Here is a 26,018-nt window from a genome sequence, read left to right on the forward strand (position 1 = left end):
GCAGCAGGCCGCCGACCCAGAACGCGGAGGTCCCGCCGTCGCGGAACAGGAAGACGCCGGTGCCGGTGATGACCAGGCCGACCAGCGACGTGAGGATCACGGGCTTCGGGCCGAACCGGTCGTCGAAGCGACCGGAGATCAGCGTGCTGACGCCGGCGACGAGGTTCGCGGCGACCGCGAAGATCAGCACCTGACCGAACGTGAAGCCGAACACCGTCGACGCGATCACCGCGCCGAACGTGAAGACGCCGGTCAGCCCGTCGCGGAACACCGCGCTCGACAGCAGGAAGAACAGCAGGTTCCGGTCCTGCCTGCCCAGCTCGGCGATGTCGCGGAACAGCTGCCGGTAGGTCCCGAGGACGCCGTGCGCGGCGCCGCCCCTCCCCGGGTCGTCGGGGATGGTCAGGATCACCGGCAGGCCGAAGACGAGGAACCACACCGCGCAGACGACCGCGCAGATGCGGATGCCGAGGCCGCCGTCCTGGGTGATGCCGAGCAGCTCCGGTCCGCCCGGGATGAGGGTCGCGTAGAGGACGACCAGCAGCACGATGCCGCCGACGTAGCCCGAGGCCCAGCCGAACGCGCTCACCCGGCCGATCGACCGCGGCGTCGAGATCGACAGCAGCATCGAGTTGTAGTTGACGGCGCCGATCTCGTAGGCGATCGTCCCGAGGCCGACGAGCGCCACCCCGAACCAGAACGCTCCGGGCACCGGGGTGATCGTGAACATGGCGAACATCGACAGGACGACGACGGCGGTCGCGATCGCCATCGGCACGCGGCGGTTGCCGGTCGCGTCGGCGCGCTTGCCGAGCACCGGCGCCAGCAGGGCGACGACGACGCCCGCGGCCGCGATGCCCCAGCCCAGCCCGCTCGACAGCCCTGCCTTCGCGGCCTGGAACCCGGGGTCCCCCTCCTGCAGCCCGGTGAAGGCGTCGCCGGTCAGGTAGACGGTGAAGACGAAGGTGGTGATGACCGCGTTGAAGGAGGCGCTGCCCCAGTCCCAGGCGGTCCAGGCGAGCACCGTGCGCGAGAGCAGCCGGGCAGGAGGAGGCGCAGCCACCGCGGTCATGGGCCGAATCGTAGGGCTGCGGGGCATCCGAGCGGCGTCCCCAGTTCGCCCGGGGCCGCTCGTGTGTGGCCTGCGGACGGATGAGCGGCCCGGGACGCGGACACTCGTCCGCGTGCCGCACAGACGTCACGATCGGTCGTCCGGCCGCCGATCCCGGTCGCGACGCTTCGGGATGCCGGTCTCGCGGAGGATCGTCTCGAGGTGCCCCTGCATGAGGTCCGCCCAGACCCATCGCGCGAACCGCGGCCGACGACGGCGGATCCGGTTCTCCCGATCCTTCTCGTCGATGACGACGTCCACCGCCGTCCGGCCCTTCCGGTAGCGCACGTCGCGGTACTTCACCTCCCCGTCGAACTCCCCGGCGCCCTGGACCTCCTCCCAGCCGAAGTCGGCGTACTCGAGCAGGCCGTCCGTCTCGATCTCGACCTGCAGCTCGGGACGGAGGAATCCGAGGCGGTGGATGCGGACGCGGCTGATCGACTCACCCGGTGACCCACTCCGGGCGTCCGCGAACGCGAACACGGCCCGGAGCCGAGCCGAACCGCGGCGACGGTCGGACAGGTCGACGGCGTCGCCGACCATCCTGCGTGCATCGGGGCCGAGCCCGGCGAGTGCTGCGTCGGCGACCACCACCGCCTCCTCGAACCCGCAGTCGGCAGCGAGGTCGACGGCGGTCCGGACCGCGGAGGTGCAGAGGATGCCCGCGATCTCGGTGACCTCGACCGCATCGAGGGCGAGCCGGTGGACGCGGGCGCCGACCACCGTCCGGTTCCTGCTCCCCCCGACCGCGAGGTCGAGCAGGTCCGCAGCCCGTCGAGCGATCGGAAGCCCGTGGAGCACCGCTGCGGACCAGTGCGAGAACACGGGACGACCGCGGGACGTCGCGACGAGCGCCACGATCCGGAGCAGGAGCCGCTCCTCCTTGGTCAGCCGCCGCCACAGGGCGACCTCGGCGTGCGCGCCGCGCCGGAGGCGGAGGTGCGTGCCCTTCGCGACCGCCCTGGACATCGCGCGGCTCGTGCTCGCGTCCGTGCGGTCCTCCACGAGCAGCAGGAGCCTGGCGTCGTCCGGAGTCATGAGCGCAGGGTGCCGTCGCCGCGCCCGTGATCCGGGGGAGCAGCGGCCCAGCAGGCGAGCGGGCCCGGATCCGAGGGTGTGGAGGAGCGGGCGGCCGACTCGAGCCGGCGCATGAGCGGGTTGCGGACAGGTGCGTGGCATCCGCGCCGCTCACCTGTCCGCGGGCCACGCACACGGCGGACGGCGGGAGGCACTCGGCCTGGGGGCGCCCCGAACGCGGCAGGCGCGCGAGGATCGGGGAGAATCGCTCGCTGTGAGCGACGGAAGAAGTGCCGTGGAGACCGATCCGTCCGTCTGCTACCGGCACCCGGGACGGCAGAGCTGGGTGCTGTGCCAGCGCTGCGGCCGCACCGTCTGCCCGGAGTGCCAGATCCAGGCGCCCGTCGGCGTGCACTGCCCGGAGTGCGTCGCGGAGACCTCCGGCGGCGTCGCCTGGCGGCCCGCCAGCAACGTGACCCCCCTGGAGAAGCCGAAGCGGCGTCGCCGGCCCCGCGCGCAGGCCCGGGTGCAGTCGTTGCTCAGCCCCCGCGGCGTGGAGCTGAGCGCCGCGACGGTCATCCTCGGGGTCGCCATCGCGCTCTGGGTCGTCGGCTCGTTCACGATCGTCCCCGTCCAGTGGCTCGCGGCGCTCTCCTCCTCCACCGGCCTCTCGCCGCTGCCGCTGCCCGAGCTGCAGCTGTGGCGCTACCTCACCGCGCCGGTCGTGACCTCGGCGGGCTCGTTCAGCCTGCAGTCCGCGCTGTTCTTCGCGCTGTCCGCGGTGTTCTTCTGGTTCACCGCGCCGCAGCTGGAGCGGATGCTCGGCACGCGCACGTTCCTGCTCGTGGTCGGCACCGCCGCCGTGGTCGGCAACGCCGGCATGGTGATCGCCACCGGCGCCGGGCTCGGCCTCTCGACGATCGTGTTCGGCTGCTTCGCGGCGCTGCTCGTCGTCGTGTGGCAGGAGCCGCAGATGCGCACGCAGATCCTGATCATGATCGGCATCAACCTGCTCATCAGCCTGGTCTTCGGCGGCCAGAACCTGCCTGCGCTCATCGGGGGCATGGTCGGCGGCGCCGGAGCGCTCCACCTGCTGCGATCCGGTCCGGACCGCGGCTGGAAGCAGCGCACGCCGCTGCTGATCATCGGCGCGGTCGGCGTCGGCCTGGTGCTCGTCGCAACCCTGCGCGCCGTCCTGTAGGCCGCGGCGAGCGGGAATGCCCGCCGTCGCTGAGAGTTGAGTATCAGTGACTCAACTTCGACCGCTCCGGTTGGACAAGCCGGGACGGGGTTCCTAGAGTTGAGCCGTCACGACGCAAGTCGTGCCCCAGAACCTCAACCGCAAGGAGAACACCCCATGGCTCGTGCCGTCGGTATCGACCTCGGCACCACGAACTCCGTGGTCGCCGTGCTCGAGGGTGGCGACCCCACCGTCATCGCCAACGCGGAGGGCTTCCGCACGACCCCCTCCGTCGTCGCGTTCACGAAGGACGGCGACGTGCTGGTCGGCGAGACCGCCAAGCGCCAGGCCGTCACGAACGTCGACCGCACCATCTCGTCCGTGAAGCGCCACATGGGCACCTCGTGGACCACCTCCATCGACGGCAAGGCGTACACGCCGCAGGAGATCTCGGCCCGCATCCTCGGCAAGCTGAAGCGCGACGCGGAGCAGTACCTCGGCGACACCGTCACGGACGCCGTCGTCACGGTCCCCGCGTACTTCAACGACGCCGAGCGCCAGGCCACGAAGGACGCCGGCGAGATCGCCGGCCTCAACGTGCTGCGCATCATCAACGAGCCGACCGCGGCGGCACTCGCGTACGGCCTCGACCGCGGCAAGGAGGACGAGCTGATCCTCGTCTTCGACCTCGGCGGCGGCACCTTCGACGTCTCCCTCCTCGAGGTGGGCAAGGACGAGGGCTTCTCGACCATCCAGGTCCGCTCCACCGCCGGCGACAACCGCCTCGGCGGCGACGACTGGGACCAGCGCGTCGTGGACTGGCTGATCAAGCGCTTCAAGGAGTCGACGGGCGTCGACGTCTCGAAGGACAAGATCGCGCTGCAGCGCCTCAAGGAGGCCGCGGAGCAGGCGAAGAAGGAGCTCTCCAGCTCCACCTCGACCACGATCACGCTCCCGTACCTGTCGCTGACGGAGAACGGCCCGGCGAACCTCGACGAGTCGATCACCCGCGCCCAGTTCGAGAACATGACGAGCGACCTGCTCGACCGGACCCGCAAGCCGTTCGAGGACGTGATCAAGGAGGCGGGCGTCAAGGTCGCCGACATCGCGCACGTCGTGCTGGTCGGCGGCTCGACCCGCATGCCCGCCGTCTCCGAGCTGGTGAAGAAGCTGACCGGCGGCAAGGAGCCGAACAAGGGCGTCAACCCGGACGAGGTCGTCGCCGTCGGCGCCGCCCTGCAGGCCGGTGTCCTGAAGGGCGAGCGCAAGGACGTCCTGCTCATCGACGTCACCCCGCTGTCCCTCGGCATCGAGACCAAGGGCGGGATCATGACCAAGCTCATCGAGCGCAACACGGCCATCCCGACGAAGCGCAGCGAGACGTTCACCACCGCGGACGACAACCAGCCGTCCGTCGCGATCCAGGTGTTCCAGGGCGAGCGCGAGTTCACCCGCGACAACAAGAACCTGGGCACCTTCGAGCTGACCGGCATCGCGCCGGCCCCGCGCGGCATGCCGCAGGTCGAGGTCACCTTCGACATCGACGCGAACGGCATCGTGCACGTGTCCGCCAAGGACAAGGGCACGGGCAAGGAGCAGTCGATGACGATCACCGGCGGCTCGAGCCTGCCGAAGGACGACATCGAGCGCATGGTGCGGGAGGCGGAGGAGCACGCCGCGGAGGACAAGAAGCGGCGCGAGGCCGCCGAGGTCCGCAACTCCGGCGAGCAGCTCGTCTACTCCATCGAGAAGCTGATCAAGGAGAACGACGACAAGCTGCCCGCCGACGTCAAGGACGAGGTGCAGGGCGACGTCGACTCGCTGAAGACGGCGCTCGCCGGGGACGACGACGACGCGGTGAAGGCCGCGTTCGACCGGCTGAACGAGAGCCAGACCAAGCTGGGTCAGGCGATCTACGCCAGCTCGCAGGCCGAGGAGGCCGCGCCGGCCCCCGACGGCCCGACCGCCTCCTCCTCCGACGAGGACGTGGTGGACGCCGAGGTCGTGGACGACGACGAGCCGAAGCGATGACGGCCGACAAGAACCCGCAGGAGGGGGCGCCCGACGAGGGCGCCCCCCGGGGGGACGACGGCGAGTTCGTCCAGGCCGAGGGGCCCGACGTCGAGACGTCGCTGAACGACGCCGACCAGGCCTTCCTGAACGGCGAGGCCGAGCTGCCGGAGGGCGTGGGTCCCGACGGCACCCCGTCGACCGCGGAGCCCGAGCACCTCGCGGACCTGCGCCGCGTCTCCGCCGAGTACGCGAACTACCGCCGCCGCACCGAGCGGGAGCGGGAGGCCATCAAGGACCGTGCGACCGGCGACGCGGCGCGGGCGATCCTGCCCGTGCTCGACGACCTGGACCGCGCGGAGGCGCACGGCGACCTCGCGGAGGGCGGCCCGCTGACGGCGATCGCGCAGAAGCTGCGCGGCGCGGTGGTGAAGCTGGGCCTCGAGCCGTTCGGCGAGAAGGGCGAGCTGTTCGACCCGCACCAGCACGACGCGATCTTCCAGCGGGAGAGCCCGGACGTGCAGAAGCCGACCGTGTCCGACGTGGTCGAGCGCGGCTACCGCATCGGCGACTCCGTCCTGCGCGCCGCGAAGGTCGTCGTCGACACCCCAGCAGGGAGCTGATCCGTGGCGAGCCAGGACTGGTTCGAGAAGGACTTCTACCAGGTCCTCGGCGTGGACAGGTCCGTCTCGCAGGCCGATCTGAAGAAGGCCTACCGGCGGCTCGCGCGGCAGTTCCACCCCGACTCGAACCCCGGCGACACCGCCGCGGAGTCGCGGTTCAAGGAGATCTCCGAGGCGTACTCGGTGCTCTCCGACGCCGAGCAGCGCACCGAGTACGACCAGATCCGCGCGATGGGCGGCGGCGCCCGCTTCACGGCGGGCGGGGCGGGCGGCTCGAACGGCGGCTTCGAGGACGTGTTCGGCAACCTGTTCGGCCAGGGCGCCAGGACGCGCACCAGCACGCGGGGCGGCGGCGGCTTCGAGGACATCCTCGGGGGGCTCTTCAGTGGGGGCGCAGCCGGCGGGGGAGGCGGCTTCGGCCAGCCCTCCGGCGGGTTCCGGGGCTACGGCGGACCGACCACCGGCCGGGACGTCACCGCGACCACGAGCATCGACTTCCTCACCGCGACGAAGGGCGACACGGTCACCCTCTCCGGCGGGGAGGGCAAGCCGATCACCGTGCGGATCCCGGCGGGGGTCACCGACGGGCAGAAGCTGAAGCTGCGCGGCAAGGGCGAGCCGAGCCCGGACGGCGGCGGTGCCGGCGACCTGGTCCTCACGGTCCACGTCGACAAGCACCCGGTCTTCGAGCGGGACGGCCTCAACCTTCGCGTGAACGTTCCGGTCACCTTCGCGGAGGCGGCGCTCGGCGCGACCATCGAGGTCCCGACGCTGGGCGGCGAGACCGTGCGGATGAAGGTGCCAGCAGGCACCTCCGGCGGCCGCGTGCTGCGCCTCAAGGGGCGGGGGGTCGCGACGCCGAAGGGTACGGGAGACCTGCTCGCCCGGGTCGAGGTCGCCGTGCCGAGCCACCTGTCGGCGGCGCAGAAGGAGGCCCTCGAGGCCCTCATCGCGGCGTCGCCCGACGAGAACCCGCGCGACGACCTGCTGGCCAAGGCCCGCGCATGACGACCGGTCCTCGTTTCGAAGGCGTTCTGGCTCGCTCCGCTTCGCCAGAACGCCTTCGAAACGTAGGACGAGGGCGGGCGTGATGGACGCGGACGACCCGATCTTCCCCATCGCCGCCGCTGCGGACCTCGCGGGCATGCACCCGCAGACCCTGCGCCAGTACGACCGGCTCGGCCTCGTCGTGCCGCGGCGCACCTCCGGGAGGTCCCGGCGGTACTCGCTGCGCGAGGTCGCGCAGCTGCGGGAGGTGCAGCGCCTGTCCGGCGAGGGCGTCTCGCTCGAGGGCATCCGCCGGGTGCTCGAGCTGGAGAACGAGGTCGTCGCGCTGCGCGACCACGTGCGGCAGCTGGAGGCGGCGCTCGCGAACGAGCTGCTGTCCCGCCCGGGTGCCCGGGTCTTCGCGTCGTCCGCCCAGGGCGACGTGGTGCCCTTGCGGCACGGCACCCGCGCCGCCCGCCGCACCGAGCTGATGGTGTGGCGCCCGCGGGCCATCGATCCCGACGACGTGGAATACCCCTGAGCGCCCTGCGCTCGAGTCCGTGGACGCCTCCGTCCACCAGGTCAGGCGATACAGCCTCCAGAAAGCAGGAACCATGGCCAACATGCGTGGTGCGGCTGCTCCGCAGGAGAACGGCAGGAGCGCGCTCGAGCAGTACGGCATCGATCTCACGGCCATCGCCCGCGCCGGCCGGCTCGACCCGGTCATCGGGCGGGACACCGAGATCCGTCGGGTCAGCCAGGTGCTCACCCGGCGCACCAAGAACAACCCGGTGCTCATCGGCGAGCCCGGCGTCGGCAAGACCGCGGTCGTCGAGGGCCTCGCGCAGCGGATCGTCGCCGGCGACGTCGCCGACTCGCTGAAGAACAAGCGGCTCGTCTCCCTCGACCTGGCGGCCCTCGTCGCCGGGGCCAAGTACCGCGGCGAGTTCGAGGAGCGGCTGAAGGCCGTGCTCAAGGAGATCGACGACTCCGACGGCCGGATCATCACCTTCATCGACGAGCTGCACACCCTGATGGGTGCCGGCGGCGGTGAGGGCAGCGTCGCCGCCGCGAACATGCTGAAGCCGATGCTCGCCCGCGGCGAGCTGCGGATGATCGGCGCGACGACCCTCAACGAGTACCGCGAGTACATCGAGAAGGACGCGGCGCTCGAGCGCCGCTTCCAGCAGGTCTTCGTCGGCGAGCCGAGCGTCGACGACACCGTCGCGATCCTCCGCGGCTTGAAGGAGCGCTACGAGGCGCACCACAAGGTCGCGATCGCGGATTCGGCGCTCGTCGCCGCCGCCGCGCTGTCGAACCGCTACATCACCTCCCGGCAGCTGCCGGACAAGGCGATCGACCTCATCGACGAGGCCGCGAGCCGGCTGCGGATGGAGATCGACTCGGCGCCGGTCGAGATCGACGAGCTGCGGCGGTCCGTCGACCGGCTGAAGCTGGAGGAGCTCGCCCTCAAGCGGGAGAAGGACGACGCCTCCCGCGACCGGCTCGAGAAGCTGCGCGCCGACCTCGCCCGCCGCGAGTCGACGCTCACGGACCTGCAGCAGCGGTGGGAGCGCGAGCGCGCCGACCTCAACCGCGTCGGCAACCTGAAGGAGAAGGTCGACGCCCTCCGGATGCGGGCCGAGCGCGCGCAGCGCGAGGGCAACCTGGAGGAGGCGTCGCGCCTGCTCTACGGCGAGATCCCGGTGATCGAGCGGGAGCTCGCGGTGGCGGAGCAGGCGGAGGAGCACGGCGGCGAGCCCCGCATGGTGAACGACCAGGTGACCGACGAGGACATCGCGGCGGTCGTCGCGCAGTGGACCGGGATCCCGATGGGCCGCCTGCTGCAGGGCGAGACCCAGAAGCTGCTGCGGCTCGAGAGCGAGCTCGGCAGGCGCCTGATCGGCCAGAAGGCCGCGGTCGCCGCGGTGTCCGACGCGGTGCGCCGCACGCGCGCCGGAATCGCCGACGGCAGCCGGCCGACCGGGTCGTTCCTGTTCCTCGGGCCGACCGGTGTCGGCAAGACCGAGCTCGCCCGCGCGCTCGCCGAGTTCCTGTTCGACGACGAGCGCGCCATGGTCCGCATCGACATGAGCGAGTACGGGGAGAAGTTCTCCGTCTCGCGGCTGGTCGGCGCCCCTCCCGGCTACGTCGGCTACGAGCAGGGCGGCCAGCTGACGGAGGCGGTTCGCCGCCGGCCGTACTCGGTGATCCTGCTCGACGAGGTCGAGAAGGCGCATCCGGAGGTCTTCGACGTCCTGCTGCAGGTGCTCGACGACGGGCGCCTCACCGACGGGCAGGGCCGCACGGTCGACTTCCGCAACACGATCCTCGTCCTCACGTCGAACCTGGGCAGCCAGTACCTGACCGACCCCTCCCTCTCCGCGCAGCAGAAGGAGGAGGCGGTGCAGGCGATGGTCCGGCAGGCGTTCAAGCCGGAGTTCGTGAACCGGCTCGACGACATCGTCGTGTTCCAGTCGCTGACCGAGGACGACCTGGCCCAGATCGTGGAGCTGTACATCGACCGGCTCGGCCGGCGGCTGAGCGACCGGCGGCTGCAGCTGGCGGTGACGCCGGCGGCGCGGTCCTGGCTCGCGGAGCGCGGCTACGACCCGATGTACGGCGCCCGCCCGCTGCGCAGGCTGATGCAGCGGGAGATCGACGACCGCCTCGCCCGCGGGCTGCTGGGCGGCGAGGTGCGCGACGGCGACACCGTCCGCGTGGACGTCGACCCGTCCCGCGACGAGCTGACGGTCGGCCGCTTCGAGGTCCCGGTCGCCTGACCCGCGGCGGTCGCCTCCCGTCCACCTCCGCCCGGTAGGGAGGGGGGATGGACCGGCTGCACCTCCTGCTCGTGGGTATCGACGGGCTGCGCCTCGACCTGGCGACGCCCGACCGCGCCCCGCACCTCCACGGGCTGATGCGCCGCGGCACCACGACGCGGATGACGATCCCGGAGCCGACGATCTCGGGACCGTCGTGGGCGACGCTGCTCACGGGGGCGTCGGTGGCCGAGCACGGCGTGGTCGACAACGGCTTCGTCGGCAGCCGGCTCGCCGCGCATCCCGACCTGCTGAGCCGGGCGTTCTTCGCGGACCCGACCAGGACGACGTTCGCTGCGGCCGCGTGGCCGCCGCTCGTCGACCCGGCGGGCGTCGGTCCGATCGTCCACACCCGCGACGAGCAGCGGCGGGCGCAGCAGCACCGGGTCGTCGTCCGCGACGGCGAGACCTACGGCTACCGGACGACGGACGCGGAGATCGCCGACTTCGCCGTCGCCGGCCTGATGTCGGCAGGCCCGGACGTCTCGTTCGTCTACTGCTCCGGCGTCGACGAGGCGGGGCACGTCTACGGCGCCGTCAGCCGCCAGTACGTCGCCGCGATCGGCCGGGCTGACGAGCACCTCGGCCGCCTGCTCGCTGTCGTCGAGCACCGGGCGCAGACGGGGGAGCGGTGGCTCGTGGCGGTGACGACGGACCACGGACACGTCGACGGCGGCGGTCACGGGGGCGGGGAGCCGGAGGTGGTCGCGTCCTTCGTCGCTCGTGCCGCGTGGAACGCCGCGCTGGACGCGTGGCCGCCGTCGATCGCGCCGACGGAGCTGACGCCGCGGCTGCTCGCCGCGCTGGGCTGAGCCCGGTCAGTCCCTGGCCAGCACCAGGTCCGACAGCGGCAGGCGGGTGCGCTGCGCGGTCTCGCGCTCGCGGTACCGCTCCGGCAGCAGGTCGGCGGAAGCGACGGTGCCGACGGCCGTGACGGTGATCGGCACGTGGTGCGACGGCAGGTCGAACTCGCGCCGCAGGTCGTCGACCTCGATGCCGCCCATCGGGTGGGCGTGCAGGCCGAGGGCGTGCGCCTGGCTCGCGAGGTTCGCCATCGACTGCCCCGTGTCGTACTCGGCCCAGCGGTACGCGCCGGCGGGCCCGCCGTCCTCCGGCCCGGTGACCGCGATCGCCAGCACGAGCAGCGAGGCGTTCGGAGCCCAGACCCGGTTGAAGCCCATCAGGTGCCGCTCGATGCGCTCGAAGGTCGGGGTGCCGCGCCGGCCCGCGACGAAGCGGCGCGGCTGCACGTTGGAGGCGGAGGCGGCCCAGCGGGCCGCCTCGAGCATCGAGCTCACCTGCTCATCGGTGACCTCGGCCGCCGGGTCGAACGAGCGCGGCGACCAGCGCATCGAGAGGATCTCCTCGATCGGCGCCTCGGTGACGGCGCGACGGTCGGTGGTGAGGGCGGGCATACGGCCTCCTGGGCAGTGGGACGGTTCGCAGCACGCCATCGGGCCGTCCGGATCAACGTCCCGGGCGGCGCCGCTCTTCCCGGCGCCTCAGTCGGTGTCGAGCGCGGCGGCGAGGTGCCGGACGCGGCCGAGGCCCGGCAGCACCGCGTCCGGCTCGACCTCGAGCCACGGCAGCAGCACGAACGCGCGGTCGCGGGCCCGCGGATGCGGCAGGACGAGCCCCGGCTCGTCGACGGCCCGGTCGCCCTGCGCGATCAGGTCGAGGTCCAGCGGCCGGTCGCCCCAGCGCGCGGTGCGCACCCGGCCGAAGGCGCGCTCGATGCGCAGCAGCGCGGACAGCAGCTCCCGCGGCTGCAACGACGTGCGCCCGACGACGACCCGGTTGCGGTAGTGCGGCCGCGACGGGTCGGGACCCCGCTCGGTGACCGCGACGGTCTCGATGGAGGCGGACGCGCCCTCCACCTGCAGGCCGGGAAGGGCGTGCAGCACCGACACGGCCTCCTCGAGCGTCGCCTCCCGATCGCCGAGGTTGGAGCCGAGCGCGATCACGACGTGCTCGGTCGCGGCCGGCCGGGACCGCTCGATGCGCACCGCGACGTCGCCGAACGGCACCGGGATCGGCGCGGCCGGCTTGTGGACCGTCACGACCACGCGGTCGACGAGCTCGTCGGCCAGCACGACGTCCGCGATGCGCTGCGCGAGGGTCTCGATGAGGTCGACCGGCTCGCCGGCGACGACGTCCGCGACGCGCTGCGCCAGCTCCCCGTAGTGCACGGTCGCGACCACGCGGTCGGTCGCCGCGGCGACCGCGAGATCGAGTCCCAGCTCGAGGTCCACCACGAAGTCCTGGCCGGCGAGCCGCTCCTCCGCGAGCACGCCGTGGCGTCCCCTCGCCCGCACGCCGGACAGCAGGATGCGATCGGTCGCGCTCATGCCGTTCCGCGCATGCGTTCGAGCGCCTCCAGCGCGGCGCGGGTGCCGACGACGTCGTGCACGCGCAGCCCCCAGACGCCGCGTTCGGCGAGCAGCGCGGACAGCACGGCGGTGACGCCGTCGCGCTGCTCCGGGCCACCCGGCGCGACGTCGGCGAGGAACCGCTTCCTCGAGACGCCGACGAGCAGCCGGAAGCCGTCGCCGCCAAGGGCGTCGAGGTGCGCGAGCAGGCGCCAGCTCTGCTGCGCGGTCTTGCTGAAGCCGATGCCCGGATCGAGGACCAGGCGCGCCGCCGGCACACCTGCGGCGAGCGCCGCGTCCGCGCGCCGCCGGAGGTCGTCCGCCACGTCGGCGACCACGTCGCCGTAGCCGCCGTCGCGGGCCGCCGGCCCGCGGGAGTGCATCAGGACCAGATCGACGTCAGCGTCCGCGGCCACCTCGAGCATGCGGGGGTCGGCGCCGCCGTCGACGTCGTTCACCATCGTCGCGCCGGCCGCGAGCGCCTCCTCGGCGACGGCGGCGCGGCGCGTGTCCACGCTCACCCGCACGCCCTCGGCGACCAGGGCGCGGATCACGGGCACCACGCGCCGCGCCTCCTCCGCCGGATCCACCGCGACCGCGCCGGGACGGGTGGACTCGCCCCCGACGTCCACCACGTCGGCGCCGCGCCGCGTGAGGGCGAGGCCGTGCGCGACCGCCGCCTCCGGGTCGAGGTACCGCCCGCCGTCGCTGAACGAGTCGGGCGTCACGTTGAGGATCCCGAGCACGACGGGGGTGGAGGGCGGCATGAGCGGGATCAGCGTAGCGACGTGCCGGATACCGTGACCGGATGCTGATCCGACCGGCCACCGCCGACGACTGGGCGTCGATCCACCCGTTCTTCGCGGAGATCGTCGCCGCGGGGGAGACCTACGCGTACCCCGAGGGCCTGACCTCCGAGCAGGCGGAGGCGCTCTGGATGGTGCAGCACCGCGTGGTCGTCGCGGAGGAGGACGGGCGCGTGCTCGGGTCGGCGACGATGGGCCCGAACCGGCCCGGCCGCGGCTCGCACGTCGCCACCGCGAGCTTCATGGTCGACGGTGCCGCCCGCGGTGCCGGGGTCGGCCGGGCGCTCGGGGAGCACATGCTGGCCTGGGCGCAGGACGCCGGCTACCGCGCCGTGCAGTTCAACGCGGTCGTCGAGACCAACACCGGCGCGGTGCGGCTGTGGCGCTCCCTCGGGTTCGAGGTCGTCGGCACCGTGCCGGAGGCGTTCGACAGCCGTGCGCACGGTCTTGTCGGCCTGCACGTCATGCACCGCTCCCTCTAGCCGCTTCACTCACGCTTCGTGCCGCCGGATCGCGATCCTGCGGCACGAAGCGTGAGCGAGGTGGCAGGTCACACGGGCATCGGGGCCAGCGCCTCCAGGACCGCGGCGGCGACGTGGTCGCCCATCCGGATGGCGCCGTCGACGTGCTGGTAGCCGGCGCCGGCGAGGTCGCTCGACGCCCAGTGGATCGGGCCGGTCGGCGTCCGCAGGTCGGCGCCGAAGCGCTCGAGGCCGCCCATGTCGAAGCTGGCCGCGTACGCGCCGCGCGTCCACTCCTCGCTGCCCCAGTCGCTCTCGACGTAGATCGCGGGGTGCTTGGCCTGCTCGCCGTAGTACCGGGCGAGGTTCTCGAGGATCGCCTCCCGCCGCTCGTCGGGCGGCAGGGCCAGCAGCCGGTCGGCGCGGGCGTCGGACGCGAACGCGACGAGCACGCCGCGTGGGTCGCCGTGGTTCGAGTTGTCGTACGACTCGTGGACCGGCTGGTAGGGGCTGAACGCGGTGCCCGACAGGCCCGCCTCCCGCCAGAACGGGGTGTCGTAGACGGCGTGGATCTTGATCACCAGACCGAGCGACAGGTGCTGGTGCATGACGTGGCGCCGGAGAGGGAGGGTGGGCACGAAGTCGACGCGGTCGTACAGGTTCGGCGGCACCGCCATGATCACGCGACGCGCCCGCACCACGACGTCGCCGTCCGCGCGGACGGTCACGCCGTCGTCCGACCAGGCGATCTCCCGCACCGGCCGGGACAGCAGCAGGTCCTCGCCGAGCCCCTCCGCGAGCCGCAGCGGTACCTGCTGCAGGCCCCCGACCACGCGGCGGTCGAGGATGAAGTCCGCGTCGACCAGGTGCGAGAAGCTGCCGGCGGACGCCGCCATCAGCAGGGACTGCAGGGCCGAGAACGCGTGCGCCGGCTTCGTCAGCATCGCCTCGGCGGTGAACATCGCGACGTTCGCCCGGGCCTCGTCGTCGTCGGAGAGGCCCTCGAGGAACGCGCGCCAGGTCACGCCGTCCAGCTCCCGCGCCCGGGGGTGCGCCCACGGCTCGTCGGGGTCGATCTCGGCGACGAGCGCGTCGAGGACGCCGATCATGCGCTCGATCTCGGCCTGGGTCGCCGCGGAGGTGGGGAAGATCTCGCCGGTGAACCGCACCGCGTCGCCGTCCGGGCCGACGTAGACGCTCGCGCCGTCGCGGTACCGGGCGAAGGTCTCGAGCCCCAGCTCGTCGAGCGCGGCGCGCAGCGCGGTCTGGTCGGGGGACACCCACTGCCCGCCGATCTCGAGCAGCGCTCCGGACGACTCGTCCGTCCACAGCCGGCCGCCGACGCGGTCGCGCGCCTCGAGCACGACGACGGAGGCGCCCGCCTCCCGCAGCCGCTTCGCCGCGGTCAGGCCGCAGGCTCCCGCACCGACCACGATCACGTCCCGCTCGATCCCGATCATGCTTTCAGCATACGGAGCGGTTCCGCCGCCGAGTGTCCGATCGCGCTGGGGATCGACCCCCACTACGCGGAATCCGCACCCCGTTCGCGGTACGGCGACTGGATCCGAAGGCTCAGCCGAGCATCGTGAGCGGCATCCCCGCGGCTCTCGCGACCACCACGATGACCGCGTAGACGCAGTAGAGACCCAGCAGGGAGCCGAGGATCGTCTCCCGCCAGCTTCCCGCGTGCCCCAGCACCGGGACCGAGATGTAGCCGTTGCGCTTCCAGATCGCGTTGAGGCCCGGCGTGCGCGCCCAGACCTTCGGAGGCGTGATCTGCACCGGCCAGGTCGGCGACGGCACGCCCTCGATGGTCAGCAGGTCGCCGGCGATGTGGGTCAGGAAGCCGAGGCCGACGGCGATCGGGAACCAGGTGGCGTTGTCCGGCGCGAACAGCACGACCGCGGCCGCGGCGGCGATGCCGATGCCCCACGCGGCGGTCCAGGTGCGCACGAGCTCCCGGGCCTTCACCGCGAACGCGATGAGCCCGACGGTCGCGATCGCGGGTCCGAGCGGGGTGGACCCCAGGCCGGGCACCGGGACGACGAACCGGCCGACGAGCACGGCGAGCAGCGTCACCAGCGCGCCCGCGAGGATCGTGTGGAAGCCGTGGCGATGGCCGCCGCTGGCGTCCTCGATGGTGCGGGCGACGAGCTTGCCGACCACCGGGACCGAGTGCGAGATCGTGCCGCTGTGGTGGTCGGCGTCCGGCAGCAGCGCCGCGCCGGCGCAGACGACGGCGCCGGACAGCACGCCCGCGGCGGAGAGCGGGTAGGCGTCCGTGCCGAACGACGGCAGCGCGGCGGTCGCCGCGAACCAGACGGCGGCGCCGCTCGTGGCGTGGTTGACACCCATCACGGGGTCATGATCGCCATCCCGGCGCCCCGCGACCCTCCGGCGCGCGGGCGTTCCCTCGTTCAGGCCCGTTTCGCGACCTGCGGTGCTCGGTGCGACCGGAGACGGCGTGTCGCCGAGACCGGCCTCACCGACGAAGGGCCGCGCGCACCGTGTCGATGAACGCGTCGACGTCCGCCTCCGTCGTGTCGAAGGCGCACATCCAGCGGACCTGCCGCTTCGCGCGGTCCCAGTCGTAGAAGCGGTAGCGCTCGCGGACCCGGTCGGCGGCGTCGAGATCGAGCTCCGCGAACACCGCGTTCGCCTGTGTCGGGTGGCTGAAGCCGACTCCGTCGATCCCCTCCAGCCCGGCGCGGAGGCGGGCCGCCATCGCGTTCGCGTGCGCCGCCGTGCGGACGCCGAGCCCGCCCTCGAACAGGGTCAGCAGCTGCGCGCTCGCGAAGCGCATCTTGCTCGAGAGCTGCATGTTCAGCTTCCGGAGGTAGATCAGGCCGTCGACGCGGTCGGGGTCGAGCACGACGATCGCCTCCGCGCCGAGCAGCCCGTTCTTTGTCCCGCCGAGGCTCAGCACGTCGACCCCGACGTCGCTGGTGAAGGCGGAGAACGGCAGATCCAGCGCGGCGGCCGCGTTCCAAAGCCGGGCACCGTCCATGTGCACCGCCATGCCGCGCTCGTGGGCGAAGTCCGTCAGCGCGCGCACCTCGTCGGGGGAGTAGACGGTGCCGAGCTCCGTCGACTGCGTGATCGACAGGGCGAGCGGCTGCGCGCGGTGCTCGTCGCCCCAGCCCCACGCCTCCGTCTCGGCGGCCGCGGGGGTCAGCTTGCCGTGCTCGGCCGGCACCACCAGCAGCTTCAGCCCGCTCACGCGCTCGGGGGCGCCGCCCTCGTCGGCGTGGATGTGCGCGGTGCCGGTCGCGACGACCGCGCCCCACCTGGGCAGCAGCGCCGTGAGGGCGGTGACGTTCGCGCCGGTGCCGTTGAAGACGGGGAACACCTCGGCCCGCTCGCCGAACTCGTCACGGACCACCTCCCCGAGCCGGGCGGTGTACTCATCCTCGCCGTAGGCGATCTGGTGCCCGCCGTTCGCATCCGCGATCGCGGTCAGCACCTCGGGCAGCACCCCCGCGTAGTTGTCGGAGGCGAACGTGCGGCGGTCGGGATCGTGCAGTCTCACGGCTCCATCCTCCCCGAGCCCGCGCACCCCGTCAGCCGGGCGGCATCGTGGAGGTGGTCACCGTCACGTTCCCGAGGATCGGCGGGCGGGTGTCCCCGCGTGCGAACGCGTCCTGGACCAGGTGGATCTGCAGGACCGTGAACACCAGCACCACCGCGACCACGACCAGCGTCGCCACCCCGATGCCGGCTCGGCGCCGGAACCCCGCACCCGCGCCTCCGGTCCGGGCGGCCCACACCCCGGCGGCGACCAGGATCGCGACGACCACGACCTGCACCCACAGCGCGGGATGGCCGACGACGTCCACCGTGACCGGGGCGGACGACGTGGGCCGGCCGTCGAAGTCGATCCAGCCGCCGTCCGCGTCGTACCCGCCGAAGCCCTGCCCGACCGACCAGGTCCCGGCCAGCGCATAGCCGAGCAGCAGCACGATCCCGGCGACGACGAGCGAGCGGATGGAGGCGGTCGGCCGCGTCTCGACGGGTCGCATCGCCTGCCCCTGCGCAGTCATGTCGGCAGCATGTCGTGCCCGCGGAGCGACCGCCGTCGCGAGCCCCCGGATCCCGGGGCGCGGTCGCGTCCGGCCGATGTCCGCGCCGGATGGGAGCATGCCTGGTCCGGGCCGGCCGGACGCGCGCCCGGTGCATGCCGGGGTCGACCAGGAGGTGCCGTGATCGAGGTCGAGGGGCTGACCAAGACCTTCCCCACCCGCAAGGGCAGGGAGAAGGTGGAGCTGCGCGCCGTCGACGGTGTCGACCTGCGCGTCGACGCCGGCGAGATCGTCGGCTTCCTCGGGCCGAACGGCGCCGGCAAGACGACGACGCTGCGCATGCTGACGACCCTGATCCGGCCCACCTCCGGTCGTGCGGTGGTCGCCGGGCACGACGTCGCGAAGGACCCGGTCGCGGTCCGCAGGGCGATCGGCTACGTGTCGCAGAGCGGCTCCACCGGCCCGGAGGCGCGGGCGGGGGAGGAGGTGGTCGACCACGGCATGCTCTACGGCGTCTCGAAGCAGGCCGCCACCAGGCGCGCCAGGGAGCTGTTCGCCGAGCTCGAGCTCGACGGCCTGTGGGAGCGGAAGCCGCGTGCGATGAGCGGCGGCCAGCGTCGTCGCCTCGACATCGCGATGGGCTTGGTGCACGACCCGAAGCTGGTCTTCCTCGACGAGCCGACGACCGGGCTGGACCCGCAGGCTCGGGCGAACCTCTGGGACCACATCGAGGAGCTGCGGAGCGGACGGGGCGCGACCGTGTTCCTCACCACCCACTACCTGGACGAGGCCGACGCGCTCTGCGACCGGATCCTCGTCATCGACCACGGCCGCATCGTCGCCTCCGACACCCCCGACGCCCTCAAGCGGCAGGTGTCCGGCGATCTGGTCGAGCTGCTGGTCGGGGAGGCGGGGCAGGTCGAGGCCGCGGCCGCGGCGCTCGCCGCCGCCGGACCCGACGCCGCCCCGCACGTCGAGGGCCTGCGGATCTCGGCCCGCATCCGGGGCGTCGGCGACCGCCTGCCCGGCCTGGTCCGCGCGCTCGACGACGCGGGCGTCGTGCTCGCCGGCATCGAGGTGCGCCGCCCCACCCTCGACGACGTCTTCCTGACGGTCACCGGCCGATCCCTGCGAGAGGACGCCTGATGCGCACGCTGCGCGAGACCTCGATCGTGTTCCGCCGCCAGCTGCGGATCGCGCTGCGCAACCCCGCGTGGGTGATCATCGGCCTGCTCCAGCCGATCCTCTACCTCTCGCTGTTCGGGCCGCTGCTGGTCCCGCTGGCCGGCACGTTCGGCGCCGACAACGCGTACGCGCTGTTCGTGCCGGGTCTGCTCGTGCAGCTGGGACTGTTCGGCGCGCTCTTCGCGGGCTTCGGGCTGGTCGCGGAGTGGCGCGCCGGCGTCATCGAGGCCGAGCGCGTGACGCCGGCCTCCCGCGGCGCCCTGCTCTTCGGGCGGGTGCTGCTGAACGCCGTGCAGCTGCTGGTGCAGGCGATCGTGCTCGTGCTGCTCAGCTTCCTGTTCGGGCTGCAGGCGTCGGCGGCGGGGATCGTGTTCGGCATCGTGCTCACGGTGCTGCTCGGCGCCGCGTGTGCGTGCGCCTCCAACGCGATCGGGCTGCTGACGAAGAGCGAGGACGTGCTCGCGCCGCTGCTGAACAGCATCGCGCTACCGGTCCTGCTGCTGTCGGGCATCCTGCTGCCGATCACCCAGCCGACGTGGCTGAAGACGCTGGCCGACGTGGTGCCGACGAAGCACGTGGTCGACGCGATCCGGGCGGTGTTCACAGGGACCTTCGACTCGACGGTCTGGTGGGGCTCCTTCTGGGCCGTGCTGGTGTTCGCGGTCGCAGCGGCCTGGGGCACCCGCGTGTTCCGGCGCGAGAACGCCTGAGCCGTCTCCCCCTGGAGCGCGCACGACGGCTAGAGCACCACAGCAGGAAGAACGCCGTGCTTCGGCAGGAAGAAGCACATTCGGCAGGAAGAATGCGGCCGATTCCTCCTGCCGAACGTCGTTCTTCCTGCTGTCGTGCTCAAGGCTGAGCAGGGAGGCGCTGCTCCGCGAAGGGGGCCACGTCCAGCGGAAGGGGTCAGGCGGAGGCGCCCGTGATGCCCTCGGTCGACTCGATGGTCGGGCGCAGCTTCTTGCCGAGCGCCTCGTAGAACATCGAGAGCGGGAACTCGTCGTCCAGCACGGCGTCCGTGAAGCCCTTCGGCGCGCCGGCGAGGATCTCGTCGGGCAGGCCGCGCGCCCAGCGGGAGGCGGGGTTCGGCGTCAGGGTCGCGCGGACCAGGTCGTACGCCGCGAGCCAGTGCGCAATCTTCGGCCGGTCGATCGACGCCCAGTAGAGGTCGTTGATCGCGTCGGAGAGCGCGACCACCGTGTCGGGCAGCTGCTCCCAGTCGATGGCGAGGCTGGTGTCCGTCCAGTGCAGCACGTGGTGCTGATGCAGCCAGGCGAACAGCAGCTGGCCGCCGAGGCCGTCGTAGTTGCGCACCCGCGAGCCGGTGAGCGGGAACCGGAAGATGCGGTCGAACAGGATCGCGAACTGCGCGAGGCGCGCGTGGTCGCGTGTGACCTCGTCGGTGCCCTCCGCCCGCACGAGGCGCACGGCCTCGCGGAACGCGGTCAGGTCGCACCGCAGCTCCTCCAGCGAGTAGAGGAAGAACGGCATCCGCTGCTTGATCATGAAGGGGTCGAACGGCAGGTCCCCGCGCATGTGGGTGCGGTCGTGGATCAGGTCCCAGAGCACGAAGGTGCGCTCGGCGAGCGCCTGGTCCGCGAGCAGCCGCCGCGCGTCCTCCGGCAGGTCGAGCTTGGTGATCGAGGCCGCCTCGGCGACGACGCGGCGGAACCGGGCCGCCTCGCGATCCTGGAAGATCGCGCCCCAGGTGAAGGGGATCAGCTCCTTCATCGCGACGGTCTCGGGGAACAGCACCGCCGAGTTGGTGTCGTAGCCGCCGGTGAAGTCGACGAAGCGGAGGGAGACGAACAGCGCGTTCGGGTACGCCTCCCGCTCCAGGACGTCGATGAAGTCGGGCCAGATCACGTCGACGAGCAGCGCCTCGAGCAGGCGGTCGGCCGAGCCGTTCTGGGTCGTCATCGGGAACAGCACGAGGTGCCGCAGCCCGTCGATGCGGTGCTGCTGCGGCTGGAATGCGGCGAGGGAGGCGCGGAAGTCGGGCGCGGCGAAGCCGGAGGCGGCCCACGCCGCGAGGTCGTCGTCGAGCGCGGACAGGTACGCCTCGTCGTGGGGGAAGGCCGGGGCCAGCGCGGCGACCTGCGCGCGCACCTCGTCGAGCAGGGCGCCGGCAGCGGCGGCGTCCGCGCCCTCGGCGAGGGCGCCGTCCTTCTGCTGGAGCGCGCGGAACGCGGTGACCGCGTCCTTGAGGCGAACCCATTCGGGCGTCTTTGTGGTGATGGTCGGGTGGACCGACTCGAGCAGCGTCATGGTGCGCCTCCTTCGTGCCCGACGACGGTACGGGGCGTCGGACGATCATTCGGTGCAGGAGACGTGCAAGAACCTGCCGTCTCCGCAACATCGTTGCGTTCGAGGTGATCGACGCCCTCGTTCGCGGGTCAGGCCGTCGCGCCGGGCACCGACGAGAGCACCAGGCGCGGTCCCGCCGGCCCAGACCAGCACGGCGACCACGAGGCCGACGATCGGCGGCCAGAAGGCGAGCCGCCGGCGCACCAGGCGCTCGACCACCGAGGCGATCGCGACCAGCGCGACCACGGCAGGGCCGAGCATCGCGACGAGCACGCCGCCGCTCAGCCGCGACTCGTCGCAGACCGTGGAGGCGCCGCACGAGTCGCTCGCCATCACCAGGAACGCGCCGGCGAACCCGAGCACGACCGCGGCGGCGACCAGCACGACGAGCAGCGCGATCGCGACCACGACGTCCCACGTCGGGCGGCCGGGCCGGACGACGGGCGGGGCTTCCGACGACATCGTGCTCCTCGAGGTCAGGCCTGCACCGTAGCGGGCGCGCTCCGGCGCGCGGCGTCGGGCGGAGGCGCCGGCCGCGCTGATGCGCGGACTTGGCCGGAGGACCGGCGGACCGGGATGCTGTGCAGGTGCATCGCCCCACCTTCGCCGAACGGTTCCGCTACTGGTTCGACGGCGTCATGTCGCGGGGCACGATCGCCCTCGTCGGACTGCTCGCGCTCGTCACCGTCGCCTTCATCGTCGTGGTCGGGGTCGTCGTGGAGGTGTTCGGGCTGTTCCCCGCGGGCACGCGGCAGGAGGGGTTCGGCGAGGTGCTCTGGGGCAACCTCATGCGCGCGATCGACGGCGGCACCATCAGCGGCGACCAGGGCTGGGCGTTCCGCGTGCCGATGCTCGTGGTCACCCTCGTCGGCATCGTCGTGGTGGCGAGCCTGATCGGCATCATCTCCGGCGGCTTCGACGCCAAGGTCGCGGACCTGCGCAAGGGACGCTCCCGCGTGCTCGAGCGCGAGCACACGCTGATCCTCGGGTGGAACTCGAAGGTGTTCCAGATCGTGGCGGAGCTGCGCATCGCGAACGAGTCGCGCCGGAGGCCGGTGATCGTGATCCTGGCGGACCGCGACAAGGTCGAGATGGAGGACGCCCTGCGCGCGCGGCTCGCCGGCCGGTCGAGCACCCGGATCGTCTGCCGCACCGGGGACCCGATGAGCACGACCGACCTCGAGCTCGGGAACCCGAGCGCCGCGCGCAGCGTGGTCATCCTGGCGCCGGAGGGGGTGGCGGATCCGGACTCCGCCGTGATCAAGACCGCGCTCGCGCTGACGAACAGCCCGCGGCGCAAGGCGGATCCGTACCACATCGTCGGAGAGATCCAGTCGGCGGACAACCTCGAGGCCGCCCGGCTGGTCGGCCGGGACGAGGCGGCGTGGGTGCTCGCGAGCGACATCATCAGCCGGATCACGGTGCAGAGCTGCCGCCAGAGCGGGCTCTCGGCCGTCTACACCGAGCTGCTCGACTTCGACGGCGACGAGCTGTACTTCACCCGCCCGGGGGACCTCGTCGGCGCCACCTACTTCGACGCGCAGCTCGGCTTCCCGACCAGCACGGTCATCGGCCTGGTCCGCGGGCACGAGTTGCTGGTGAACCCGCCCGCGGACACCGAGATCCTGCCGGACCACCAGCTCGTCGTGATCGCGGAGGACGACAGCACCATCGCCGCGGGCGCGCCCGGCCGGCCGGACCCGACCGTCGTCGTCGACTCCCTGCCGCCCGCCCCCCGCCCCGAGCGCACGCTCGTGCTCGGCTACAACTCCGGGCTGGCGATGATGCTGCACGAGCTCGGCGACTACGTCGCTGCCGGGTCGGTCGTCACCGTCGTCGCCGACGAGTCCGTCGTCGTCCCCGACCTCGCCCCGGTCGCCGACCTCGGGATCACCCTGCGGAGGGGCGACACCACGAACCGGCGGGTGCTGGACTCGCTCGACGTCGCGTCCTACGACCACGTCATCGTGCTCGCCTACAAGAACGACCTCGACGTCGACCGCGCCGACGCCAAGACCCTCGTCACCCTCCTCCACCTGCGGGACATGGCCGACCGGGACGGCAGCGACTACGCGGTCGTCAGCGAGATGCTCGACGACGGCAACCGCGAGCTCGCGGAGATCACGAAGGCCGACGACTTCATCGTCAGCGACAAGCTGATCAGCCTGATGCTGGCGCAGACCTCGGAGAACAAGCGGCTCACCGACGTCTTCGGGATCCTCTTCTCGAGCACCGGCAGCGAGGTCTACCTCCGGCCGGCCGGTTCCTACATCCGCCCCGGCGAGGACGCCGACTTCTACAGCGTGCTGGAGGCGGCGCGGCGCAAGGGGGAGACCGCGATCGGCTACCGGCTGGCCGCGCTCGAGGGCGACGGATCGCGGCGGTACGGGGTGCGGCTGAACCCGCCGAAGCAGGAGTCGCTGCGGTTCTCCGCGGCCGACCGCATCATCGTGCTCGCGGAGGGCTGACGGCGCCGAACGGCTCACCGGGCTCCAGCCGCAGCGGCACGCCAGGATGGTCCGATGACCGGCGTGCTGCAGGGGTTCGCCGTGATCGGCGTGGTGATCCTGGTCGGCTACCTGCTCGGGCGGTTCGACGTGCTGGGTCCCGGCGCCCGGGTCGTGCTCAGCCGGTTCGTCTTCTTCGCCGCGGCGCCCGCGCTGCTGTTCACCGTGCTCGCGACCGCCGACACCGCCGTACTCTTCTCGCCGCTGCTCGCGGTGTCCGCCGTCGCCGCGCTCGTCGTCGGCCTGGTCTACGTGCTGGTCGCCCGGTTCGCCTGGCACCGCGGGCTGGGGGAGCTGACGGTCGGCGCGCTCAGCAGCGGGTACGTCAACGCCAACAACATCGGTCTGCCCGTCGCGGTGTACCTGCTCGGCTCCGCCGCGTACACCGCACCGCTGATCCTGCTGCAGCTGATCGTGTTCGCACCCGCTGCGCTGATCGCGCTCGACGCCGCGACGCGGGAGCGCCGCCGCAACGTGATCGGCACGGTGCTGGCGTCGTTGCGCAACCCCCTCATCGTGGCGTCGCTGCTCGGGGCGCTGCTCGCCGTCGCGCACGTGCGGGTGCCGTCGATCGTCCTCGAGCCGCTGCGGCTGCTCGGCGGCGCCTCCGTGCCGCTGATGCTCGCCGGCTTCGGGCTGTCGCTGTTCGGCGCCCGCCCGCTGGCCGCGGGCAGCGGCAGGCGGGACGTGCTGCTCGCCTCCGCGTTGAAGGCGGTCGCGATGCCCGGGGTCGCGTGGATCGTCGGCACGCTCGTGCTCCACCTGACCGCGTCGCAGCTGCACGCGGCGGTCGTGCTCGCAGGGCTGCCGACCGCGCAGAACGTCCTGGTCTATGCGACCCGGTACGGGACGGGGGTGGCGATCGCGCGGGACGCCGGCCTGATCACGACGATCGCGGCCGTCCCCGTGCTGCTCGTCGCCTCCCTGCTGCTCGTACCGTGAACGCGGCCTCGTGTGAACCCCCTTGACGTGAAAGTTCACTGAGGGGTCGCCGCAGCGGCATACGCTGACCCACCGTTCGGTTGCTCGAATCCGGAGGTGACCCCATGACCGCTGTCGACAGCCCCGTCGCCACGCCCCTGCCCGTGCTCACGCCCGACACCCTGGTCGCCGCGACGCAGCCCACGATCTACTTCCTCGGCGTCTCGACCGGGTCCTCGTCCATCCAGCGGGTGTTCCCCGCGTGGGCCCACGAGCTGGGGCTGCACGACGCCGTGCTGCGCGGCATCGACCTGCCCGTCGGCGCCCCCGCCGAGCACACCCGCCGGATCGTGGAGTTCCTGCAGCAGGACCGGCTCGGCCTCGGCATGCAGATCACCAGCCACAAGATCGCCGTCGGCACCGCCGCGCGGGACCTGTTCGCGCAGCTGCGGCCCCTCGCGACCCTCATGGGCGAGGTCAGCTGCGTCACCAAGGAGCCGGACGGGCTGCACGGGTTCGCGAAGGATCCGGTGACCGGCGCGCTCGCGCTCGACGCGATCGTGCCGCAGGGCTACTGGACCCGCACGGGCGCCTCCGCCGTCGTGATGGGCGCCGGCGGTGCCGGCACGGCCCTGACGTGGTGCCTGGTGCGGGAGGAGCACGGGGAGCAGCGCCCCGCGGCGCTCGTCGTCACGGACACCGACGGGGACCGTCTGGAGCACCTCGCCTCGATCGCCCGGCAGGTCGGGCCGGACGTGCCGCTGGAGCTGGTCCGCGTGCGGTCGACCGACGAGACCGACGCGGTGCTCGCCTCCCAGCCGGCGGGGTCGCTCGTCGTGAACGCGACCGGTCTCGGCAAGGACCTGCCCGGCTCGCCGATCGGCGAGGACGCGCTGCTGCCGCAGGACGCGATCGCGTGGGACCTGAACTACCGCGGCGACCTGCGGTTCCTCGAGACCGCGATCCGGCAGGGCGAGTCCCGCGGCGTGCGCGCCGAGGACGGCTGGACCTACTTCGTCCACGGCTGGCTGCAGGCCGTCAAGGAGGTCTTCCGCATCGACGTGCCGACCTCCGGCCCCGACTTCGACCGTCTGAGCGACCTGGCCCGCAGCGCCCGCTGACGCCCTCCCCCTTTCGTTCTGCAGGTCTGGCAGACCTGCAGAACGGAGGGGTCAGGAGGCGGGGAGGCGGGAGCGCACGTGGGCGACGATCGCGTCCGCGGCCGCCTCCACCTGCTGCAGCGTCGCGAGGAAGTCGTCCTCCCCGCCGTACCAGGGGTCCTCCACGTCGAGGGCGGACTCGTCGACCACGTCGAGCGATGGCGCGTCCGGATCGAAGCGGCGGTACATGACGACCTTCTCGGCGTCGTCGGCCGTCGTCGCCTCGGAACGCAGCCGGCGCGCGTGCTGCGCGGTCATCGCGAGCAGCAGGTCGCGGCCGCGGACGTCCTGGGGCGTGACCTGGTGCGCAGTCCGGCGCGGCACCGCGTAGCCGGCCCGCCGCAGCACCCGGGCGGCGCGGGGGTCGATCGGGTTCCCGAGCTCCTCGGAGGAGATCCCGCCCGAGTCGACGACGACCCGGTCGCCGAGCCCGGCCGCGTCGAAGCGGTCGCGCAGCACCACCTCCGCGATCGGCGAGCGGCAGATGTTGCCGGTGCAGACCGTCATCACGCGGTATGGCCGATTCATGGGCA

General features: G+C 72.6%; 25 protein-coding genes. 13 read left to right on the forward strand and 12 right to left on the reverse strand.

What is annotated here, in order from left to right; translation table 11 throughout:
- Both ACFE60_RS04295 and ACFE60_RS04300 read right to left on the reverse strand, forming a co-directional pair.
- Positions 1-1,072, reverse strand: a 1,072-nt coding sequence (locus ACFE60_RS04295; protein WP_375387602.1) for an MFS transporter, incomplete at its 3' end; no start/stop codon positions are given.
- Positions 1,073-1,198: 126 nt separating this feature from the next.
- Positions 1,199-2,149, reverse strand: coding sequence for a hypothetical protein (locus ACFE60_RS04300; RefSeq protein ID WP_375387603.1), 951 nt, complete (start codon positions 2,147-2,149; stop codon positions 1,199-1,201).
- Between the two features lie 274 nt (positions 2,150-2,423).
- Between ACFE60_RS04300 and ACFE60_RS04305 the strand changes: the two genes are divergently transcribed.
- From ACFE60_RS04305 to ACFE60_RS04335, 7 genes are all read left to right on the forward strand, one after another.
- On the forward strand, positions 2,424-3,329 hold the full coding sequence (locus ACFE60_RS04305; RefSeq protein ID WP_375387604.1) for a rhomboid family intramembrane serine protease: 906 nt from the start codon (positions 2,424-2,426) through the stop codon (positions 3,327-3,329).
- 156 nt (positions 3,330-3,485) lie between these two features.
- Positions 3,486-5,339: a molecular chaperone DnaK gene (gene dnaK / locus ACFE60_RS04310; RefSeq protein ID WP_375387605.1), complete on the forward strand. Its 1,854-nt coding sequence runs from the start codon at positions 3,486-3,488 to the stop codon at positions 5,337-5,339.
- Complete coding sequence (locus ACFE60_RS04315; RefSeq protein WP_375387606.1) at positions 5,336-5,941, forward strand: nucleotide exchange factor GrpE; 606 nt, start codon at positions 5,336-5,338, stop codon at positions 5,939-5,941. Before dnaK ends, ACFE60_RS04315 begins: the two co-directional genes overlap by 4 nt.
- Before the next feature lie 3 nt (positions 5,942-5,944).
- Positions 5,945-6,949 carry a DnaJ C-terminal domain-containing protein gene (locus ACFE60_RS04320; RefSeq protein ID WP_375387607.1) on the forward strand — a complete coding sequence of 335 codons (1,005 nt, stop codon included), beginning with the start codon at positions 5,945-5,947 and terminating at the stop codon, positions 6,947-6,949.
- A gap of 82 nt (positions 6,950-7,031) precedes the next feature.
- A complete protein-coding gene (locus ACFE60_RS04325; protein WP_375387629.1) occupies positions 7,032-7,469 on the forward strand; it encodes a heat shock protein transcriptional repressor HspR in 438 nt (145 codons plus the stop codon).
- Between the two features lie 73 nt (positions 7,470-7,542).
- Entirely contained in the window at positions 7,543-9,711 is a 2,169-nt protein-coding gene (locus tag ACFE60_RS04330; RefSeq protein WP_375387608.1) for an ATP-dependent Clp protease ATP-binding subunit, read from the forward strand.
- Between the two features lie 47 nt (positions 9,712-9,758).
- Entirely contained in the window at positions 9,759-10,562 is an 804-nt protein-coding gene (locus tag ACFE60_RS04335; protein WP_375387609.1) for an alkaline phosphatase family protein, read from the forward strand.
- Positions 10,563-10,568: 6 nt separating this feature from the next.
- Here the strand turns inward: ACFE60_RS04335 and ACFE60_RS04340 are convergent, their stop codons facing one another.
- The 3 genes from ACFE60_RS04340 to folP form a co-directional block, all read right to left on the reverse strand.
- A complete protein-coding gene (locus ACFE60_RS04340; RefSeq protein ID WP_375387610.1) occupies positions 10,569-11,165 on the reverse strand; it encodes a nitroreductase family protein in 597 nt (198 codons plus the stop codon).
- 87 nt (positions 11,166-11,252) lie between these two features.
- Positions 11,253-12,098, reverse strand: coding sequence for a 2-amino-4-hydroxy-6-hydroxymethyldihydropteridine diphosphokinase (gene folK / locus ACFE60_RS04345; protein WP_375387611.1), 846 nt, complete (start codon positions 12,096-12,098; stop codon positions 11,253-11,255).
- Positions 12,095-12,886 (reverse strand): dihydropteroate synthase, encoded by a 792-nt coding sequence (gene folP, locus ACFE60_RS04350; RefSeq protein WP_375387612.1) that lies wholly within the window; start codon positions 12,884-12,886, stop codon positions 12,095-12,097. Before folP ends, folK begins: the two co-directional genes overlap by 4 nt.
- A 41-nt stretch (positions 12,887-12,927) precedes the next feature.
- Here folP and ACFE60_RS04355 point away from each other — a divergent pair, with 41 nt between their 5' ends.
- On the forward strand, positions 12,928-13,407 hold the full coding sequence (locus tag ACFE60_RS04355) for a GNAT family N-acetyltransferase (RefSeq protein WP_375387613.1): 480 nt from the start codon (positions 12,928-12,930) through the stop codon (positions 13,405-13,407).
- A 68-nt stretch (positions 13,408-13,475) separates the two neighbouring features.
- On the opposite strand, the gene ACFE60_RS04360 is transcribed toward ACFE60_RS04355, so the two are convergent.
- The 4 genes from ACFE60_RS04360 to ACFE60_RS04375 form a co-directional block, all read right to left on the reverse strand.
- The gene (locus tag ACFE60_RS04360; protein ID WP_375387614.1) at positions 13,476-14,846 is read right to left on the reverse strand and encodes a flavin monoamine oxidase family protein; all 1,371 of its coding nucleotides are present in this window, start codon (positions 14,844-14,846) and stop codon (positions 13,476-13,478) included.
- 112 nt (positions 14,847-14,958) lie between these two features.
- Positions 14,959-15,741 (reverse strand): metal-dependent hydrolase, encoded by a 783-nt coding sequence (locus ACFE60_RS04365; RefSeq protein ID WP_375387630.1) that lies wholly within the window; start codon positions 15,739-15,741, stop codon positions 14,959-14,961.
- Between the two features lie 127 nt (positions 15,742-15,868).
- Positions 15,869-16,915, reverse strand: a complete 1,047-nt coding sequence (locus ACFE60_RS04370; protein WP_375387615.1) for a threonine aldolase family protein — start codon at positions 16,913-16,915, stop codon at positions 15,869-15,871.
- A gap of 31 nt (positions 16,916-16,946) precedes the next feature.
- A complete protein-coding gene (locus ACFE60_RS04375) occupies positions 16,947-17,426 on the reverse strand; it encodes a hypothetical protein (protein ID WP_375387616.1) in 480 nt (159 codons plus the stop codon).
- Positions 17,427-17,585: 159 nt separating this feature from the next.
- Here ACFE60_RS04375 and ACFE60_RS04380 point away from each other — a divergent pair, with 159 nt between their 5' ends.
- Both ACFE60_RS04380 and ACFE60_RS04385 read left to right on the forward strand, forming a co-directional pair.
- On the forward strand, positions 17,586-18,551 hold the full coding sequence (locus ACFE60_RS04380; protein WP_375387617.1) for an ATP-binding cassette domain-containing protein: 966 nt from the start codon (positions 17,586-17,588) through the stop codon (positions 18,549-18,551).
- The gene (locus tag ACFE60_RS04385) at positions 18,551-19,300 is read left to right on the forward strand and encodes an ABC transporter permease (RefSeq protein WP_375387618.1); all 750 of its coding nucleotides are present in this window, start codon (positions 18,551-18,553) and stop codon (positions 19,298-19,300) included. Before ACFE60_RS04380 ends, ACFE60_RS04385 begins: the two co-directional genes overlap by 1 nt.
- Before the next feature lie 196 nt (positions 19,301-19,496).
- Here the strand turns inward: ACFE60_RS04385 and ACFE60_RS04390 are convergent, their stop codons facing one another.
- Positions 19,497-20,858 carry a DUF6421 family protein gene (locus tag ACFE60_RS04390; RefSeq protein WP_375387619.1) on the reverse strand — a complete coding sequence of 454 codons (1,362 nt, stop codon included), beginning with the start codon at positions 20,856-20,858 and terminating at the stop codon, positions 19,497-19,499.
- Between the two features lie 45 nt (positions 20,859-20,903).
- Positions 20,904-21,440 (reverse strand): DUF6264 family protein, encoded by a 537-nt coding sequence (locus tag ACFE60_RS04395; protein WP_375387631.1) that lies wholly within the window; start codon positions 21,438-21,440, stop codon positions 20,904-20,906.
- 44 nt (positions 21,441-21,484) lie between these two features.
- Here ACFE60_RS04395 and ACFE60_RS04400 point away from each other — a divergent pair, with 44 nt between their 5' ends.
- The 3 genes from ACFE60_RS04400 (at position 21,485) to ACFE60_RS04410 (ending at position 25,446) form a co-directional block, all read left to right on the forward strand.
- The gene (locus tag ACFE60_RS04400; protein ID WP_375387620.1) at positions 21,485-23,365 is read left to right on the forward strand and encodes a hypothetical protein; all 1,881 of its coding nucleotides are present in this window, start codon (positions 21,485-21,487) and stop codon (positions 23,363-23,365) included.
- Positions 23,366-23,419: 54 nt separating this feature from the next.
- Positions 23,420-24,346 (forward strand): AEC family transporter, encoded by a 927-nt coding sequence (locus tag ACFE60_RS04405; RefSeq protein WP_375387621.1) that lies wholly within the window; start codon positions 23,420-23,422, stop codon positions 24,344-24,346.
- Positions 24,347-24,450: 104 nt separating this feature from the next.
- The gene (locus tag ACFE60_RS04410) at positions 24,451-25,446 is read left to right on the forward strand and encodes a shikimate dehydrogenase family protein (RefSeq protein WP_375387622.1); all 996 of its coding nucleotides are present in this window, start codon (positions 24,451-24,453) and stop codon (positions 25,444-25,446) included.
- Positions 25,447-25,497: 51 nt separating this feature from the next.
- Here the strand turns inward: ACFE60_RS04410 and ACFE60_RS04415 are convergent, their stop codons facing one another.
- Positions 25,498-26,013 carry a low molecular weight protein-tyrosine-phosphatase gene (locus ACFE60_RS04415; protein ID WP_375387632.1) on the reverse strand — a complete coding sequence of 172 codons (516 nt, stop codon included), beginning with the start codon at positions 26,011-26,013 and terminating at the stop codon, positions 25,498-25,500.
- Positions 26,014-26,018 lie beyond the last annotated feature (5 nt).

This window comes from uncultured Amnibacterium sp. (assembly GCF_964245895.1).
Classification (GTDB): domain Bacteria; phylum Actinomycetota; class Actinomycetes; order Actinomycetales; family Microbacteriaceae; genus Amnibacterium.